The following is a 14,434-nucleotide window of genomic DNA, read 5'->3' on the forward strand; positions in this document are numbered from 1 at the left end:
GCCACCTGCGCCGCTTCGCGCCAGGCAAGCATGGCGCGTAACGGCGGAATTGTCGCGCGACCGGAATCATCTGGCGCGCACCGGCGCACCGGGCGCGCGCCACTCGGGACACGCTCTCCGGCGGCGGATGCCGCGGTATCTTTTGGCGGAGCGGCCTCGGCCGACGCGGACGCGGGTCAGGACGCGGGGGCGCGCGATACGAGCAGCAGGTGGTACGCGTCCGGGCCGCGTCCAGCCCGGAGGTGCCGGGTCTGCACGAGGCCCGCGGCCTCGAGGGCGGAGGTGATCTCCTCCGTGGGACGCACCCGGAAGCCGTGCTCGACCACGGGCATCCGCTGCATCGCGGCCGGGTCGAACACGCCGACCACGAGACGGCCGCCGGGCCGGAGCACCCGCGCGAACTCGGCCGCCGCCCGGCCGAGGTCAGGCAGGAAGTAGAACGTGTTGAGGGTGATCACCCCGTCGAGGCTCGCATCCGCGAGCGGGAGGTACTCCATCGACGCCTCGAACAGCGACAGCCGACCGGCGGTGAGGTCGTCGCGGAACCTCCGATGCGCGGCGTCGACCATCGTTTCCGACTGGTCGACTCCGGCGACGTGCCCGTCCGGTCCGACCGTGTCGAGCAGCAGCTCGATCCCGACACCACCGCCGAAACCGACATCGGCGAGCCGGGTACCCGGCGTGGCCTCGAGTGCGTTCACGGCGGCGCGGATGATTCCGCGGTTGCGTCGGTTGAGCATCCGCCCCACCAGCCGCCCTCGCCACCCGCTCGGATGCCCGAGCTGGGCGGCCAGTGCCTTCTGCACCGGGGTCGGAGTCTTCAGACTGCCCATCGGCTTGCGGTTCTGTGACGTCTTCATGCCAGGAACAGTAGTCCCGCGCCGGTGCGCCCACTACGGCTGTCGCAACCGCCGAGCGCGGGTGTTCGAGCCGGCCTAGGCCCCGGTGCTGCTCTCCATTCCCATCCGGCGCAGCACGAGGTTCTCCACGAGCTGCGCGACGCCGTACAGCACGATCGACACGAGCGTGATCGCCACGACGGATGCCCACACCTCGTAGTTCTTCACCTGGGCGACGGCGATCACGATACCGTGGCCGAGGCCCTGCCCGGTCGAGAGCCATTCGGCGAGGAGCGCGCCGGTGATCGCGCCGGGGATCGAGATCTTGACGGCCGCGAAGAACGACGGCAGCGAGCTCGGCAGCGCGACCTTGCGGAGCGCCGTGAAGACGTTGCCGCCGTAGACGGCGATGACGTCGTTGATCTGCGGCGACGACGACCGCAGCCCGAACGCGATGTTCACGAGCGCGGGGAACAGCACGACGATCGCGCCCATCACGACGACGAGGCTCGGTCCGCGCCCGGTGATCAGGCTGATCACCGGCACGAGGGCGACGAGAGGCACCGAGCGCAACAGCAGCGCGATCGGCATCAGCGCGCTCTCGATGCCGCGGGAGAGCGTGAACGCGGTCGCGAGCACGAGGGCGACGACGAGGCCGGCGACGAAGCCGAGGAAGGCATCCCCGAGGGTGACGGTGAGGTTGGTCAGGATCGTCGTGCGGTTGACGGCGGCGTTCGGAACGGTGAACAGCCAGTTCCAGACGTCGAGGGGTCCCTTTGCGATGAACGGGGACACCCCGAGCAGCAGGATCAGGCCCTGCCAGGCGACGAGGACGATGACGAGGGTGATCAGGCCAGTGAGGGCGGCGCGCCCGATGACAGCGCCCAGGCCGCGGGCGACCTTCGCTGCGCTCGGCGGGCGGGCCGCCGACATGGTTTCGAGGGCCATCAGGAGCTCCGTCCCGTCAGCCAGGGTGTCGCGAGCCTGCTGATCAGCCCGAAGAGGCTGTAGCCGAGGCCGGCGAGGAGTCCGGCGACGAGCGCGAGCGCCCAGACCCTGTCGACGTTCGCCGCGGACCCGGCCGCGAGCATCGCGATGCCGAGGCCGCGGTCGACGCCGCCGAGGTACTCGCCGAGGATCGCGCCGAGCAGCGCGGCGGGGGCCGCGATCTGCAGGGCGGAGAGCACGCTCGGCAGCCCGGCCATCAGCCGCACCTTACGGAGCTGCATGAACCGTCCACCGCCGTAGACACTGACGAGGTCGAGACTCGCGGGGGTCGCGGCCTTGAGGCCCACGAGGGAACCGACGACGGTCGTGAAGAACACGGACATCGCAGCGAGGAAGATCGCGGTTCCGGAGAGTTCGCCACCGCGCGGGGCACCGATCACGATGTAGGCGATCGGGCCGATCGCGACGATCGGGATGCAGTACGTGATGACCGCGATCTGCAGCGCGACCTTCTCGATGCGGGGGACGACGAGCACGAGGCCGGCGAGGATGAGCGCGGCCGCATTGCCCCAGAGGAAGCCGACGATCGCCTCGCCCACCGTGATCGACACGTGCGACAGGTAGAAGGCCCACCCGTCCGAGACGAGCTGGGCGACGACGGCGCCCGGTGTCGGTATCGCCCCGCCCGGTACGGTGCCGATGCCGCGGAAGATCGTGGCGGCGCCGAGCCACCACAGGACAAGGACGACGACGACGCCGATCAGCCCGGTCGCCCAGGCCGGGAGCGTGCGGAACGAGGCGAGACGGCGCATCAGTCCGTCTCCGCCACGGAGAGGGCGTCGGGGCTGAAGAGCAGTTCGGAGGCGCGGTCGTGCAGGGCGTGGAATTCGTGGGAGCGCATCATGTCCGGATGCCGCGGGCGGGGCAGGTCGATGTCGATGACCTCCTTGATGCGGCCGGGTCGGGGGCTCATCACCGCGACCTGGTCCGAGAGGAAGATGGCCTCGGAGATGCCGTGCGTGACCATCATCGTGGTCGCGGGCTTCTCGGTCCAGATCCTGAGGAGTTCGATGTTGAGGCGCTGGCGGGTCATGTCGTCGAGGGCGCCGAAGGGTTCGTCGAGCAGCAGCACGGAGGGCTTCAGCACGAGCGACCGGGCGATGGACACCCGCTGTCGCATTCCGCCGGAGAGCTGCGCGGGCTTGGCGTGTTCGAAGGCCTTGAGGCCGACCAGGTCGATCAGTTCGGAGACGTAGTCCTCGTCGACGGGCATCCGTGCAACCTCGAAGGGAAGCTTGATGTTGCCGCGCACGCTGCGCCAGGGCAGCAGTGCGGCGTCCTGGAAGGCGATGCCGAGTTCGTGGCCGCTACGCAGCTCGGCCGGCGTCTTTCCGTCGACCTTCGCGGTGCCGCTCGTGGGCTCCTCGAGGCCGGCGAGGATGCGCAGGATCGTGGACTTCCCGCAGCCGGACGGGCCGAGCAGCGACAGGAAACTGCCCTTGTCCGTGTGCAGGGTCGCGTCCTCGAGCGCGGAGACTTCCTTCCGGCCCACGGTGAAGACCTTGTGGAGCCCGGAAATGTGGAGGCCGGTGCCCAGAGCGTTGCTCTGGACACCGGCATCGGTCGTACTCACAGGGTGTGTTCCTTTACTGGGCGTCGTCGGCCGCTTTCGGGGCGGCCTCGTTTCGGTGTGCCTGCGTACTGCTGGTGGTGCTGTCGTGCTTGAAGAGGAACCGCCTACTTGGCGTAGTTGACCAGGTCAGGGTTCTCCGCGTAGACCTCGGACAGCAGGCTCATGTCGAAGAGCTTGTCGGCCGTGATGGTGACACCGGCGGCAGCGAGCGTCTTGATGCTCTCCTGCTGCAGCTTATCGCTGATGGTGAAGAGGCCGTTCTTGACGGTGTCGTCGCTGACGATGAGGTCGCTCGACTGGATCGTGGCCTGCTTCGTCTCCTTCTCGATCGTGAGGCCGAGGTCTGCCCCGTATTTGTCGATCGTGAGCTTGGCAGCGGCGGCCGGGTCCTTGATGGCGGCGGCCCAGCCCTTGATCTCGGCGATCAGGAGGCCCTTGAGCTTCGCACGGTCGCCCGAGATCGCCTTGTCGGAGGCCGTGAAGGTCTCCGCGACGAACGGAAGTCCGTTGTCGGCGAGCGGCAGGTTGACCGGGCCGAGGCCCTTGAGGTCTGCGTCGATGCCCTCGTTGGTGAGGTAGGAGAACCAGCCGTCGACCTCGCCGTTGAAGAGCGGGGTCGGGTCGTACTCGACGGGGACGGTGGTCAGGGAGGTCGGGTCGATGTTGTTGACCTTGAGGAACGCGTCCCAGAGGCTCTGGTTGCTCCCCTGCACGCCGATCTTCTTGCCCTTGAGGTCGGCGAGGGTCTTGATGTTGCCCACCTTGGCGAGCGAGAGGATCGAGAACGGGTTCTTCTGGTACGTGGCGCCGATGATCTTGATCGGGGCGCCTTCGTTCGCGATGACGGTTCCGGTGGAGATCGCGTTGCCGATACCGAGGTCGACGGTGCCGGAGATGACGCCGGCTTCAGCGGATGCCGGGCCGGCGATGAGGTCGACGGAATCGAAGCCGGCCTTGGTGAAGTCGCCGTTGGAGTCGGCGAGGAACTCACCCATGAACTCGGTGTTCTTGATCCAGGACAGCTGGATGCTTGCGGTGCCCAGGGATGCGGGCGCACCGGAAGCCGAGGCTGCCGGCGTGGAACTCGTCGCGCAGGAGGTGAGCGCGATGGTCACGGCTGCCGCAGCGGCGATTCCCTGCAGGATGCGACGGGCGGGACGCCCCGCCGGTGAACGGTGTGCTGTTAAACCTTGGGTCCGGGTCATGAAGCTGTTCCTCTCGATGATGCTCGTGGGGTGCCGTTGGGGGTGCCGTCAGGGAAGTCGGCTGCTGTGTGATGCCGTGCGGCACACGTGCGGGTTCCCTGAATTTACGCCCCGCAGATGACGCTGCGACCTCGACAGTGTTTCCGTCGTGTTGCAGCATGCTGGGTACCCGTTGCGGGAGGAAAAGTGCATCTGCCGCGTGATACGGTCACGGCGTCCGCCCGAAAAGGAGCCCCAATGCCGTCCGTTAGTGAGCCTACTGCCGCGTTTGTGTCCGGATTGCCCAAAGCAGAGCTGCATGTGCACCTCGAAGGCACCCTCGAACCCGACCTCAAACTCGCCCTCGCCACCCGCAACGGGATCGATATCGGCCAGTCGACGGTCGAGGAGGTGCGCGCGAGCTATGCCTTCGACTCCCTCGCCAGCTTCCTCGCGGTGTACTACCCCGCGATGAACGTGCTGATCAGCGAGCAGGACTTCTACGACATCGCCACCGCGTACTTCCGTCGCGCCGCCGCCGACGGGGTCCGCCACGTCGAGGCCTTCTTCGACCCGCAGGCGCACACAACGCGCGGCGTGCCCTTCGAGACCGTGATCACAGGACTGCACCGTGCTGCAGCGGATGCGGCCGGTTACGGTCTCTCCGCCGAGCTGATCCTCTGTTTCCTGCGTGACGCATCCGCCGAGAGTGCAAAGGAGACCCTGCTTGCCGCCCTGCCCTACCGCGACCTGATCGTCGGCGTCGGGCTCGACTCCGACGAGCGCGGCAATCCCCCGGCGAAGTTCGCCGAGGTGTTCCGGCTCGCCCGCGAGGCCGGCCTCAGGCTCACGATGCACTGCGACATCGACCAGGTCGGCAGCATCGAGAATATCCGCCAGGTGCTCGGCGAGGTCAGGGTCGACCGGATCGACCACGGCACGAACATCCTCGAGGACCCGGCGCTCGTCGCCCTCGTCCGGGAACGCCGGATCGGCCTGACCTGCTGCCCGGTCTCGAACAGTTTCGTTACCTCGGACATGAAGGCGCGGGAGATCGTCGAGCTGCTCGGCCTCGGCGTGCTCGTCACCTTCAACTCCGACGACCCCGCATACTTCGGGGCCTACGTCGCCGACACCTATACGGCATTCGCCCGGCAGGCCGGCATCGGCAGGGACGAGCTCGTCCAGCTGGCCCGGAACTCCTTCGAGGCGAGCTGGTTGTCCGACGCCGACCGGCAGGGGTACCTCTCCGAGATCGACGCCTTCCTCGCGGCGAACCCGGCCTAGCCGGGACCGGAGTGCGGTCCGGCCCGCGAAACCGGTCCCGCCGCGCCCTGCCCGGGAGGCGCGGCGGGGCTCGTATTACGGACAACCGTCCGGCGTGTGACGATCGCGTTTCAAGAGTCCCGATTGGCACCCCGCGGTCCTCACCAGGGTGTTTGCTAGACCATCTGGCCGCCTCACGGCCTTGGATTCCAGCAGGCAGGAGGACCGATGCGCGAACGAGTCGACCGGGTCATCCGGGCGGACGCCGTGCTCACCCCTGCCGGCTTTGTGCGCGGGGCGGTGACGATCGCGGGCGGGATCGTCACCGCGATCCTGCCGATCGACGAACCTGTCGACACTCGGCCGATAGCTGAGTCCGGCCTCTCCGCCGGCGCGGCCACGGACATCCGCCTGCCGAGCGGGCGCGTGCTGCTGCCCGGTCTCGTCGACACCCACGTGCACGTCAACGAGCCAGGTCGCACGGACTGGGAGGGCTTCGCGAGCGCCACTCGCGCCGCCGCGGCCGGCGGGGTCACAACGGTGATCGACATGCCGCTGAACAGCATCCCGCCGACGACGACGGTCAGCGGCCTCGACCTCAAGCGTGCGGCCGCCGGCCCGCAGGCGAGCGTCAACGTCGGCTTCTGGGGCGGGGCGGTCCCCGGCAACCTCGGCACCCTGCGCGAGCTGCACTCAGCCGGCGTGTTCGGGTTCAAGGCCTTCCTCTCCCCCTCCGGCGTCGACGAGTTCCCCGCTCTGTCCTCCGCGGAACTCCTCACGGCCGCAGCCGAGATCGCCGCATTCGGCGGCCTGCTGCTCGTGCACGCCGAAGACCCCGCCGAACTCGACGCCGCCCCGCCGGCCAACGGGCGCTCATACGCCGGCTTTCTCGCGAGCCGCCCGCCCCGGGCCGAAGCGAGCGCGATCGACCGCGTGATCGACGCGGTCCGCCGCACCGGCGTGCGCGCGCACATCCTGCACCTCTCGGCGTCCGCCGCGCTGCCGCAGCTGCGCGCCGCACGGGCAGAGGGACTGCCGATCACGGTCGAGACCTGCCCGCACTACCTGTCCTTCGCCGCCGAACAGATCCCCGACGGAGCGACGGCCTTCAAATGCTGCCCTCCGATCCGGGACGCCGCCAACCGCGACCTGCTCTGGGCCGGCCTCCTCGACGGCACGATCGACCTCGTCGCCTCCGACCACTCGCCAGCGACCCGGGAGCTCAAGCTCGGCCACGGCGGCGACTTCGGACTCGCCTGGGGCGGGATCTCCGGCCTCGAGCTGAGCCTGCCCGCGGTCTGGACGGCCGCCGGCGCGGCCGGGATCGGCCTCGACCGGGTGATCGGCTGGATGTCGACCGCGACGGCGCGCTTCGCGGGGCTGTCCGGCAAGGGGACCATCCGGCCGGGGGCGGATGCCGACCTCGTCTCCTTCGCGCCGGAGGAGTCGTTCACGGTCGACGTCGGCGCCCTGCAGCACAAGAACCCGGTGAGCGCGTTTGACGGTGCGACGCTCGTGGGACGGGTGCACAGCACCTGGCTCGCCGGCGCGCTCGTGCACGACACCGGAGTTGGGAACGAAGGAGAGAACAGCGGAACGTCCGGGATCATGTCGCCCGCGGCATCCGCCCGCCCGGAATACCCTCCGCGGGGCGCCCTGCTCCGCCGCCCGGCCCCCACGCGCCCGGCCCCCACGCGCCCGGCCCCCACGCGCCCGGCCCCCACGCCCTGAGTCCCCACCCTTCCCCACCCACCAGAAGGAGCACCACCCGATGTCGATCATCCTCGGACCCAACCGGTATGGAAAAGCGGAAAACCGGGTTGTGCGCATCTACCGCGACTCCCCCCGGCACGAGATCCACGACATCAGCGTCTCGACCGCGCTCCGCGGCGACTTCGCGAGGGCGCACCTCGCGGGCGACCAGCGGGGCGTGCTGCCGACCGACACCCAGAAGCAGACCGCATATTCCTTCGCGAAGGAAAAGGGGCTGCTCTCGATCGAGGGCTACGGCCTCGACCTCGCCGCCCACTTCGTCGACACGGTCGAGCCCGTGCACACCGCCAGGGTCGAGATCGAGGAGTTCGCCTGGCAACGGGTGCTCATCGACGGCAGCGAACACGACCACACCTGGGTGCGGCGCGGCCAGGAGGTGCGCACGGCGGCGATCACGGTCGAAGGCAGGGGCGCTGACCGGCGCACCTGGGTAATCGGCGGGCTCAAGGACCTCGTGATCCTCAAGTCGACGGGCTCCGAGTTCGCCGGCTTCATGCAGGATCCGTACACGCTCCTGCAGCCGACCTCCGACCGGGTGATGGCGACCTCGCTCACGGCCGGCTGGCGTTTTTCGACGACGGATGTCGACTGGGAGGCCACCTACGCCGGTATCAAGCAGGTGCTCGTCAGCCAGTTCGCGACCGTGCACTCCCTGGCCCTGCAGCAGACCCTCTACGAGATGGGCCGGGCCGTGCTCGAGGCCTTTCCCGTGGTCGCCGAGGTGCGCCTGTCCGCCCCGAACAAGCACCACTTCCTCTACGACCTCTCCCCCTTCGGCGTGGCCAACGACAACGAGGTGTACCACGCGGCCGACCGCCCATATGGGCTGATCCAGGCGACCGTGCTTCACGACGACGCCGCGGACGCCGGTCCCGCCTGGGACTCGTACACGGGGCTCGTCTAGGTGGTCATTTTCGTTGCGGGTCCGCCCGTACGATGGCTGTGATGAGCACCCCCGCGCCGGCGTCTGCGGCCTCCCCCGATCCGTCGGCCGTTCCCACGCCGACCGCCCAGGTCTATCGCGGCCACGTCTTCCACATCGAGGGATCCCCGGTGGTCGCCGACGCCCGGGAGCACCTCGTCTCCCTGCCCGACGGCGCCCTCGTCACCGGTGCGGACGGCAGAATCGCCTGGGTCGGGCCGTTCGCCGCTCTGCCGGCCGCGTTCCGCGACCACCCGGTGACCGACAACCGCGGCGGGTTCATCCTGCCCGGCTTCGTCGACACCCACCTGCACTACCCGCAGACGTACTCGACCGATGCCTACGGCGGCGGCCAGCTGCTCGAATGGCTCGACAACTGCGTGTTCCCCGCCGAGACCCGGCTGCGCGACCCCGAGTTCGCGGCGCGCATCGCCCGGGACTTCACCCGGCGCCGGGTCGCGGCAGGCACCACGAGCGCCCTCGTCTTCGGGTCGGCGTTCCCGCACGCCCAGGATGCACTCTTCGCCGAGAGCCAGGCCGCCGGGCTCCGCCTGGTCAGCGGGCGCGGGGTGCAGACCGTCGGGTCGGGCCCTGCCGGCGCGCTCCTGACCGGGGAGGCCGAGGCCCTCGACCTGATCGGGGCAGAGATCGATCGCTGGCACGCCGTCGACACCGGGGACCCCGCGACGGCGCTGCTGCAGGTCGCGGTCGTGCCCCGGTTCAGCCTCTCGGTGACCCCGACGACCCTCGCCGGCCTCGGCGAGCTCTACGACGACGCGCGCGAGCGCGGGGTGTACTTCCACTCGCACCTCAACGAGAACAACAGGCCTGGCACCGGCGAGATCGACGCCGTGAAGGCGGTGTACGGGGTCGACACCTATCTCGACACCTACGACGGGCTCTTCCTGCCGGGGTCCAAGCGGGGCGGGTCGAGCCTGCTCGGTCGGCGCAGCATCCTCGCCCACGCCGTGCACTGCGAGGATGCCGAGCTCGCCAGACTCGCGGAGACCGGCACCTCGGTGGCGCACTGCCCGACCTCGCAGCAGTTCCTCGGTTCTGGCACGATGCCGTGGCTGCGTACGACCTCGTTCGGCGTGAACGTCGCGATCGGCTCGGACATCGGCGCCGGCGACGAGTGGCTGATCTCGCGGGTGCTCAACGACTGCTTCAAGGTGCACCTGTCGGAGCCGGGCGACGCCGGTCTCTCGCTCGACCCGGCCGCGCTGCTCTTCACCGGCACCCTCGCCGGCGCCCGCGCCCTCGACATGGAAGCCAGGTTCGGGAACTTCGACGTGGGCAAGGACGCCGACTTCCTGCTCATCGAACCGGACCCCTGGGAACCGCTTGCGACCGTCCTGAACCGTGGCATCCGGGCAGACGACGAGCGGATGGCCACGGACCAGACCCTCTTCGCCCTGCTGCTCGCGCTCCGCCAGCCCGCGATCACGGGAGTGTTCGTGCGTGGCCGCCGCGTGCAGGCCCCCGAGTAGCGCGGCCCGCCCACTCGCCGGCACCGGTTGCCGGTAACGACAACTGTTGCCCGTGCGCCGGCACCAGTTGTCCGCATCGGCACAGTCGCGGTGCCGGTCAGGGGCGGGCAGACGCCTCGGTCAGCCGCTCGGGTCAGCTGCCGCGGTACGTCGAGTACGCGAAGGGGCTGAGCAACAGCGGCACGTGATAGTGCGCGGCCGGGTCGGTGAGGTCGATGGTCACCGAGACCTCGGGGTACAGGGTCGGCTGGCCGGTTCCGGCAAAGTAGCGCCCGGTGTCGAAGGTGAGGCGGTACCGACCCGAGGAGAGATCGACCGGGCCGAGCACGGAGACCCGGCCGTCGGCATCCGTGCCGGCGTTCGCGAGCACGTGCCAGCCGGTCTCGAGCTTCTGCTCGAGCTCGACGGGAACCCCGGCGGCGGGCCGGCCGGACACGGCGTCAAGCACGTGGGTCGTGATTCGGCTTCGGGGAGTCGCGGTCGGGGCGTCGGTCGCGGCGGCGGAAGCGGTCACCGGAGTGGTCGTGGTGCCGCCGGCCCCGGCCACGGCGGCCCGCTCGGCGGCGAGGCGTTCTGCGACGGTGCCGGCGAGCGTGGCCAGCCGGAGCAGGGCGATGTCGCGCAGTTCGGTGCCGACGATCTTCAACTCGGCGGCGTCGTCGAGCGCGAGGCGCCGGTGCAGTTCGGCGAGGATCTCGGTGCGCGACCGGCCGGCTGCGCGGATCAGGAAGACCCGGCCGAACCGCTCCTCGTACGCCCGGTTGCCCTCGGCGACGGCCGCGGCGAGGGTGGAGTCTGCGGCGTCGGCGGATGACTGCTCGCTGCGGGAGAACCGCGCGGCCCGCGAGTCTCCCCGCGGGGTCTCGCCGATCCGCGGGTGCGCGGACAGCGCTTCGTCGATCTCGCTGCGGCTGAGCGGTGTCGCGGCCGTGCGGGCGGCGGCGAGCAGGGCGGCTGCCGAATCGAACGGTGACTGCGACGCGACCTCGTCGACCCAGCGGGGTACGGCCAGGCAGGTCAGGAGCGCCTCGCGAAGCTCAGGTGTCGACATCCTCTTCATGGCAGTTCTCCTCGTCCTGGTCCAGCCTAGAGTGCCCGTGACGACAGCGCATACGATGGCGGGCATGGTGAATGCAGACGCAGCGCGCGCCCGGGCGGATGCCGGGAAAGCCCCGGTCGCGGGGCTTGTGCTGGCAGCGGGGGCCGGTTCCCGGTTCGGGCAACCGAAGGCGCTTGTGCGCGGGGCCGACGGTGTGCCGTGGCTCGTACGGACGGTCGGCGTGCTCCTCGCGGCGGGTTGCTCACCCGTCATCGTCGTGCTCGGAGCCGAGGGTGCCGCGGCCGCCGCGCTGCTTGCAGAGGCGGGTCTGATCGACGTGGCGGCCCCTGCGGTTGCCGGCCCCGACCGTGCGACGCTCGTCGTGCATGCCGCCGACTGGGCAGAAGGACTGTCGGCCTCGCTGCATGCGGGGATCGACACGGCCCTCGGTATCGCCGGAGTCTTGGGCGCCGTCGTGGTCGTTCCCGTGGACGTCCCCGACCTCGACGCCGCGACGGTGGCGCGGGTGCTCGCCGCTGACGCGGGCATCACCCTGGATAGCCTGAGGCAGGCGGTTTTCGACGGCCGGCCGGGGCATCCGGTGCTGATCGGGCGCGCGCACTGGGAACCGCTGCGGGCGCAGCTCACGGGCGACACCGGGGCGCGGCCCTATCTGCTCGCCCACGGCGTGGTCCCGGTCGAGTGCGGAGACCTCACGACGGGCGCCGACGTCGACACCCTCCCCGGCGTGCCAGAGGCGTAACGGCGGTGAGGGTGCCTACCGGGCCGGGTAGTCTGCGGCGAGGGCTCGGACGGCGGCCTCGAGGGCGTCAACGGCGAGGGCGACGTCGGCCGCGGTGACCGACTCGTCCGGGTGGTGGCTGATCCCGCCGGCACAGCGCACGAAGAGCATGCCGACGTCGGTGATCGCGGCGATCGCCATCGCGTCGTGACCGGCGATCGAGGGCAGCTCGCGCGGGGCAGGCTCGGCCGGGGACTCCGCGCCCGCTTCGGTCGAGCGGATGCCCGCCGCAATCGCCGCACGCAACCGCGGCGAGCAGGCCACGGCGGCCGCCTCGTGAACCTGGTTGCTGTCGAGGTGGAGCGCGCGCGTGGCGCAGATGGCGGTGAGGGCGGCCTCGATCAGGGTCCAGCCCCGGTCACGGTCGGCGTCGTCCGGCGCACGCAGGTCGAGGCTGAACTCGACCTTCCCCGGGATGACGTTGACGGCGTCGGGAAACACCCTCAGGTGGCCGACGGTCGCGGTGAGGCCCTCGGCGCGGGCGATACGTTCGATCGTGGTGATGCCCTCCGCAGCCCCGGCGAGGGCGTCGCGGCGGCGGGGCCACGGGGTCCCGGAGTGACCGGCGGACCCGGTGACCGTCAACAGGAAGCGACGGGCCCCTGCGATCCCGGTCACGACGCCGAGGGCGCGGTTCTCCTCCTCGAGCACGGGCCCCTGCTCGATGTGGGCCTCGAGGTAGCCGACGAGTTCCTGCGGCGCGCGGGCGGCGTCGCCGACCTTGGCGGGGTCGAGCCCGAAGGCGGCGAACGCCTCGCGGAGGCTCGTGCCGCTCGCGTCGCGCAGGTCCCACCAGGACTCGAGCCACGTGCCGGCGACGGCCCGGCTGCCGAGCAGGGTCGTGCCGAAGCGGGTGCCCTCCTCGTCGCCGAATGCGGCGATCTCGAGGGCGAACGGCAGCGGACGGCCAGAGGCGGCGATCCGCCCGGCGACCGTGATGGCCACGAGCACGCCGAGGATGCCGTCGTAGCGGCCCGCCGCGCGCACGGTGTCGAGGTGGGAGCCGAGCATCAGGGCCGGAAGCCCGCGGGTGCGGCCGGAGAGCCGTGCGCACTGGTTGCCCGCGGCATCCTGCCAGGTGGTGAGTCCGGCAGCGGCCATCCAGCCGGCCACCCGGTAGTTGACGGCGGCGTGCTCCGCGGAGAGGTAGGTCCGCTCGATCCCGTCGGTGAGGGACGAGTGCCGGGCGAGCTCCTCGCACCGGGCGAGGATCACGGCCGCGTCGGCATCCGACACCGTCGGCACCGCAGTCGTCACGAGAGCACCGCAGCTGCGTCGGCGGCAGCCTCGGAGTCGTCGACACCGGCGCGGTCGGCGTCGGCGTACAGGTCCCAGGCCGCGCCGACTCCCCCGCCGCCCGTGACGGATGCCCCCGCGCGCCGGAGCACCTGCTCGAGCGCCGCGAGAGTGGTCAGCACGGTGTCCTTGCGGGCGTTGTAACCCATCACGCCGATTCGCCAGACCTTGCCGTGCAGCGGGCCGAAGGAAGTACCGATCTCGATACCGAAGTCCTCGAGTAGGGAGCCGCGCACCGCGTCACCGTTGACGACGTCGGGAATCTCGACCGCGACGACGTTGTTCATCCGGTGGGCCGGGTCGCCGAAGACGGAAAGACCCAGCCCGTGCACTCCCGCGAGCATCGCCGAGCCGTGCAGCCGGTGCCGGGCGACGGCGTCCGCCAGACCCTCCTCGACCAGGAGGCGCGCGCACTCCCGGGCGCCGTAAAGGGCGGTCGTCGCCTCGGTGTGGTGGTTGAGCCGGCGGGGACCCCAGTAATCGAAGAGCATCGCGAGGTCGAAGTAGTTGGAGCGGATCCGGTTGGACAGCACCGCGTCCCCGGGTTCCCGGATGCCGGCCTCGATGCTCCGGCGGGATTCGATCACGTCGACTGCGCGGTCCGAGAACGTGGCCGGCGCAGAACCTGATGGCCCGGCGAGGCACTTCTGCAGGCCGGCGGTCACGGCGTCGAGGCCCCAGGCATCCGCTTCGAAGGTGTTGCCGCCGAGCGAGGCCGTCGCGTCGGTGTAGAAAAGCACGCCGTGCCTGGCGCAGATGTCGCCGAGCTCATCGAGCGGCTGGGCGAGGGTCGTCGAGGTGTCGCCGTGCACGATCGCGAGCAGCGCCGGCCGGGTCTCGATGATCGCCCGTTCGATCGCGGCGGGCGTGAATACGGTGCCCCACCGTACCTCGCGAACGTGCACCTCGGCGCCGACGCGTTCGGCGATCTCGCGGAGCAGGTGCCCGAAGCGCCCGAAGATGGGAACGAGCACCCGGTCGCCCGGCTGGATCAGCGAGACGAGGGCGGCCTCGATCCCGGCGCGCGCGGTACCGTCGATCACGAGGGTCTGTTCATTGCCGGTGCGGAATACGTCGCGGTACAGACCCATCGTTTCGGTCATGTACCCCGTCATCGCCGGGTCGTACTGGCCCACGAGCTGCGCGGACATGGCGCGCAGCACCCGGGGATCCGCGTTGATCGGCCCGGGCCCCATCAGCAGGCGCTGCGGCGGGTTGATCGGAAGGCTCGGAACGGTTGTC

At 70.4% G+C, this 14,434-nt stretch carries 13 protein-coding genes and 1 pseudogene; 5 read left to right on the forward strand and 9 right to left on the reverse strand.

Translation table 11 applies throughout. From position 1 onward, the window contains the following. Positions 1–176 precede the first annotated feature (176 nt). The 5 genes from RCH22_RS08660 to RCH22_RS08680 form a co-directional block, all read right to left on the reverse strand. A complete protein-coding gene (locus RCH22_RS08660; RefSeq protein WP_327013619.1) occupies positions 177–860 on the reverse strand; it encodes a methyltransferase domain-containing protein in 684 nt (227 codons plus the stop codon). Positions 861–935: 75 nt separating this feature from the next. Continuing rightward, positions 936–1,787, reverse strand: a complete 852-nt coding sequence (locus tag RCH22_RS08665; protein WP_327013620.1) for an ABC transporter permease subunit — start codon at positions 1,785–1,787, stop codon at positions 936–938. Next, positions 1,787–2,599 carry an ABC transporter permease subunit gene (locus RCH22_RS08670; RefSeq protein ID WP_327013621.1) on the reverse strand — a complete coding sequence of 271 codons (813 nt, stop codon included), beginning with the start codon at positions 2,597–2,599 and terminating at the stop codon, positions 1,787–1,789. The genes RCH22_RS08665 and RCH22_RS08670 overlap by 1 nt, the downstream gene beginning before the upstream one ends. After that, a complete protein-coding gene (locus tag RCH22_RS08675) occupies positions 2,599–3,420 on the reverse strand; it encodes an ABC transporter ATP-binding protein (protein ID WP_327013622.1) in 822 nt (273 codons plus the stop codon). The genes RCH22_RS08670 and RCH22_RS08675 overlap by 1 nt, the downstream gene beginning before the upstream one ends. A 104-nt stretch (positions 3,421–3,524) precedes the next feature. Beyond that, positions 3,525–4,625, reverse strand: coding sequence for an ABC transporter substrate-binding protein (locus RCH22_RS08680; RefSeq protein ID WP_327013623.1), 1,101 nt, complete (start codon positions 4,623–4,625; stop codon positions 3,525–3,527). Between the two features lie 237 nt (positions 4,626–4,862). On the opposite strand from RCH22_RS08680, the gene add reads away from it, so the two are divergent. The 4 genes from add to RCH22_RS08700 all read left to right on the forward strand — a co-directional run bounded on the left by add (position 4,863) and on the right by RCH22_RS08700 (position 10,055). Beyond that, a complete protein-coding gene (add, locus tag RCH22_RS08685; RefSeq protein WP_327013624.1) occupies positions 4,863–5,891 on the forward strand; it encodes an adenosine deaminase in 1,029 nt (342 codons plus the stop codon). A gap of 207 nt (positions 5,892–6,098) precedes the next feature. After that, positions 6,099–7,601 (forward strand): allantoinase AllB, encoded by a 1,503-nt coding sequence (gene allB, locus RCH22_RS08690; RefSeq protein WP_327013625.1) that lies wholly within the window; start codon positions 6,099–6,101, stop codon positions 7,599–7,601. Between the two features lie 40 nt (positions 7,602–7,641). Beyond that, positions 7,642–8,547, forward strand: a complete 906-nt coding sequence (gene pucL / locus RCH22_RS08695; RefSeq protein WP_327013626.1) for a factor-independent urate hydroxylase — start codon at positions 7,642–7,644, stop codon at positions 8,545–8,547. A 41-nt stretch (positions 8,548–8,588) separates the two neighbouring features. Then, on the forward strand, positions 8,589–10,055 hold the full coding sequence (locus RCH22_RS08700; RefSeq protein WP_327013627.1) for an amidohydrolase family protein: 1,467 nt from the start codon (positions 8,589–8,591) through the stop codon (positions 10,053–10,055). 133 nt (positions 10,056–10,188) lie between these two features. Here RCH22_RS08700 and uraH read toward each other — a convergent pair whose 3' ends face one another. Together uraH and uraD are read right to left on the reverse strand one after the other, a co-directional pair. Continuing rightward, positions 10,189–10,569, reverse strand: coding sequence for a hydroxyisourate hydrolase (uraH, locus tag RCH22_RS08705; RefSeq protein ID WP_327015483.1), 381 nt, complete (start codon positions 10,567–10,569; stop codon positions 10,189–10,191). Between the two features lie 78 nt (positions 10,570–10,647). Beyond that, positions 10,648–11,181, reverse strand: a pseudogene (gene uraD / locus RCH22_RS08710) (2-oxo-4-hydroxy-4-carboxy-5-ureidoimidazoline decarboxylase); the annotation flags it as partial. On the opposite strand from uraD, the gene RCH22_RS08715 reads away from it, so the two are divergent. Continuing rightward, entirely contained in the window at positions 11,180–11,857 is a 678-nt protein-coding gene (locus tag RCH22_RS08715) for an NTP transferase domain-containing protein (protein WP_327013628.1), read from the forward strand. The pseudogene uraD and the gene RCH22_RS08715 sit on opposite strands and share 2 nt — an antisense overlap. A gap of 15 nt (positions 11,858–11,872) precedes the next feature. On the opposite strand, the gene RCH22_RS08720 is transcribed toward RCH22_RS08715, so the two are convergent. Next, positions 11,873–13,153 (reverse strand): allantoate amidohydrolase, encoded by a 1,281-nt coding sequence (locus RCH22_RS08720; protein ID WP_327013629.1) that lies wholly within the window; start codon positions 13,151–13,153, stop codon positions 11,873–11,875. Next, complete coding sequence (locus RCH22_RS08725; RefSeq protein ID WP_327015484.1) at positions 13,150–14,388, reverse strand: alanine--glyoxylate aminotransferase family protein; 1,239 nt, start codon at positions 14,386–14,388, stop codon at positions 13,150–13,152. Before RCH22_RS08725 ends, RCH22_RS08720 begins: the two co-directional genes overlap by 4 nt. Positions 14,389–14,434: the final 46 nt, after the last annotated feature.

The sequence above is a fragment of the Cryobacterium sp. GrIS_2_6 genome, from assembly GCF_035984545.1.
In the GTDB taxonomy this organism is placed as follows: Bacteria; Actinomycetota; Actinomycetes; order Actinomycetales; family Microbacteriaceae; genus Cryobacterium.

Bases quoted from the DNA above. Each gene is read 5' to 3' on its own strand.
- RCH22_RS08660 (WP_327013619.1), bottom strand. From the start codon at position 860: ATGAAGACGTCACAGAACCGCAAGCCGATGGGCAGTCTGAAGACTCCG.
- RCH22_RS08665 (WP_327013620.1), bottom strand. From the start codon at position 1,787: ATGGCCCTCGAAACCATGTCGGCGGCCCGCCCGCCGAGCGCAGCGAAG.
- RCH22_RS08670 (WP_327013621.1), bottom strand. From the start codon at position 2,599: ATGCGCCGTCTCGCCTCGTTCCGCACGCTCCCGGCCTGGGCGACCGGG.
- RCH22_RS08680 (WP_327013623.1), bottom strand. From the start codon at position 4,625: ATGACCCGGACCCAAGGTTTAACAGCACACCGTTCACCGGCGGGGCGT.
- add (WP_327013624.1), top strand. From the start codon at position 4,863: ATGCCGTCCGTTAGTGAGCCTACTGCCGCGTTTGTGTCCGGATTGCCC.
- allB (WP_327013625.1), top strand. From the start codon at position 6,099: ATGCGCGAACGAGTCGACCGGGTCATCCGGGCGGACGCCGTGCTCACC.
- pucL (WP_327013626.1), top strand. From the start codon at position 7,642: ATGTCGATCATCCTCGGACCCAACCGGTATGGAAAAGCGGAAAACCGG.
- RCH22_RS08700 (WP_327013627.1), top strand. From the start codon at position 8,589: ATGAGCACCCCCGCGCCGGCGTCTGCGGCCTCCCCCGATCCGTCGGCC.
- RCH22_RS08715 (WP_327013628.1), top strand. From the start codon at position 11,180: ATGGTGAATGCAGACGCAGCGCGCGCCCGGGCGGATGCCGGGAAAGCC.
- RCH22_RS08725 (WP_327015484.1), bottom strand. From the start codon at position 14,388: ATGGGGCCCGGGCCGATCAACGCGGATCCCCGGGTGCTGCGCGCCATG.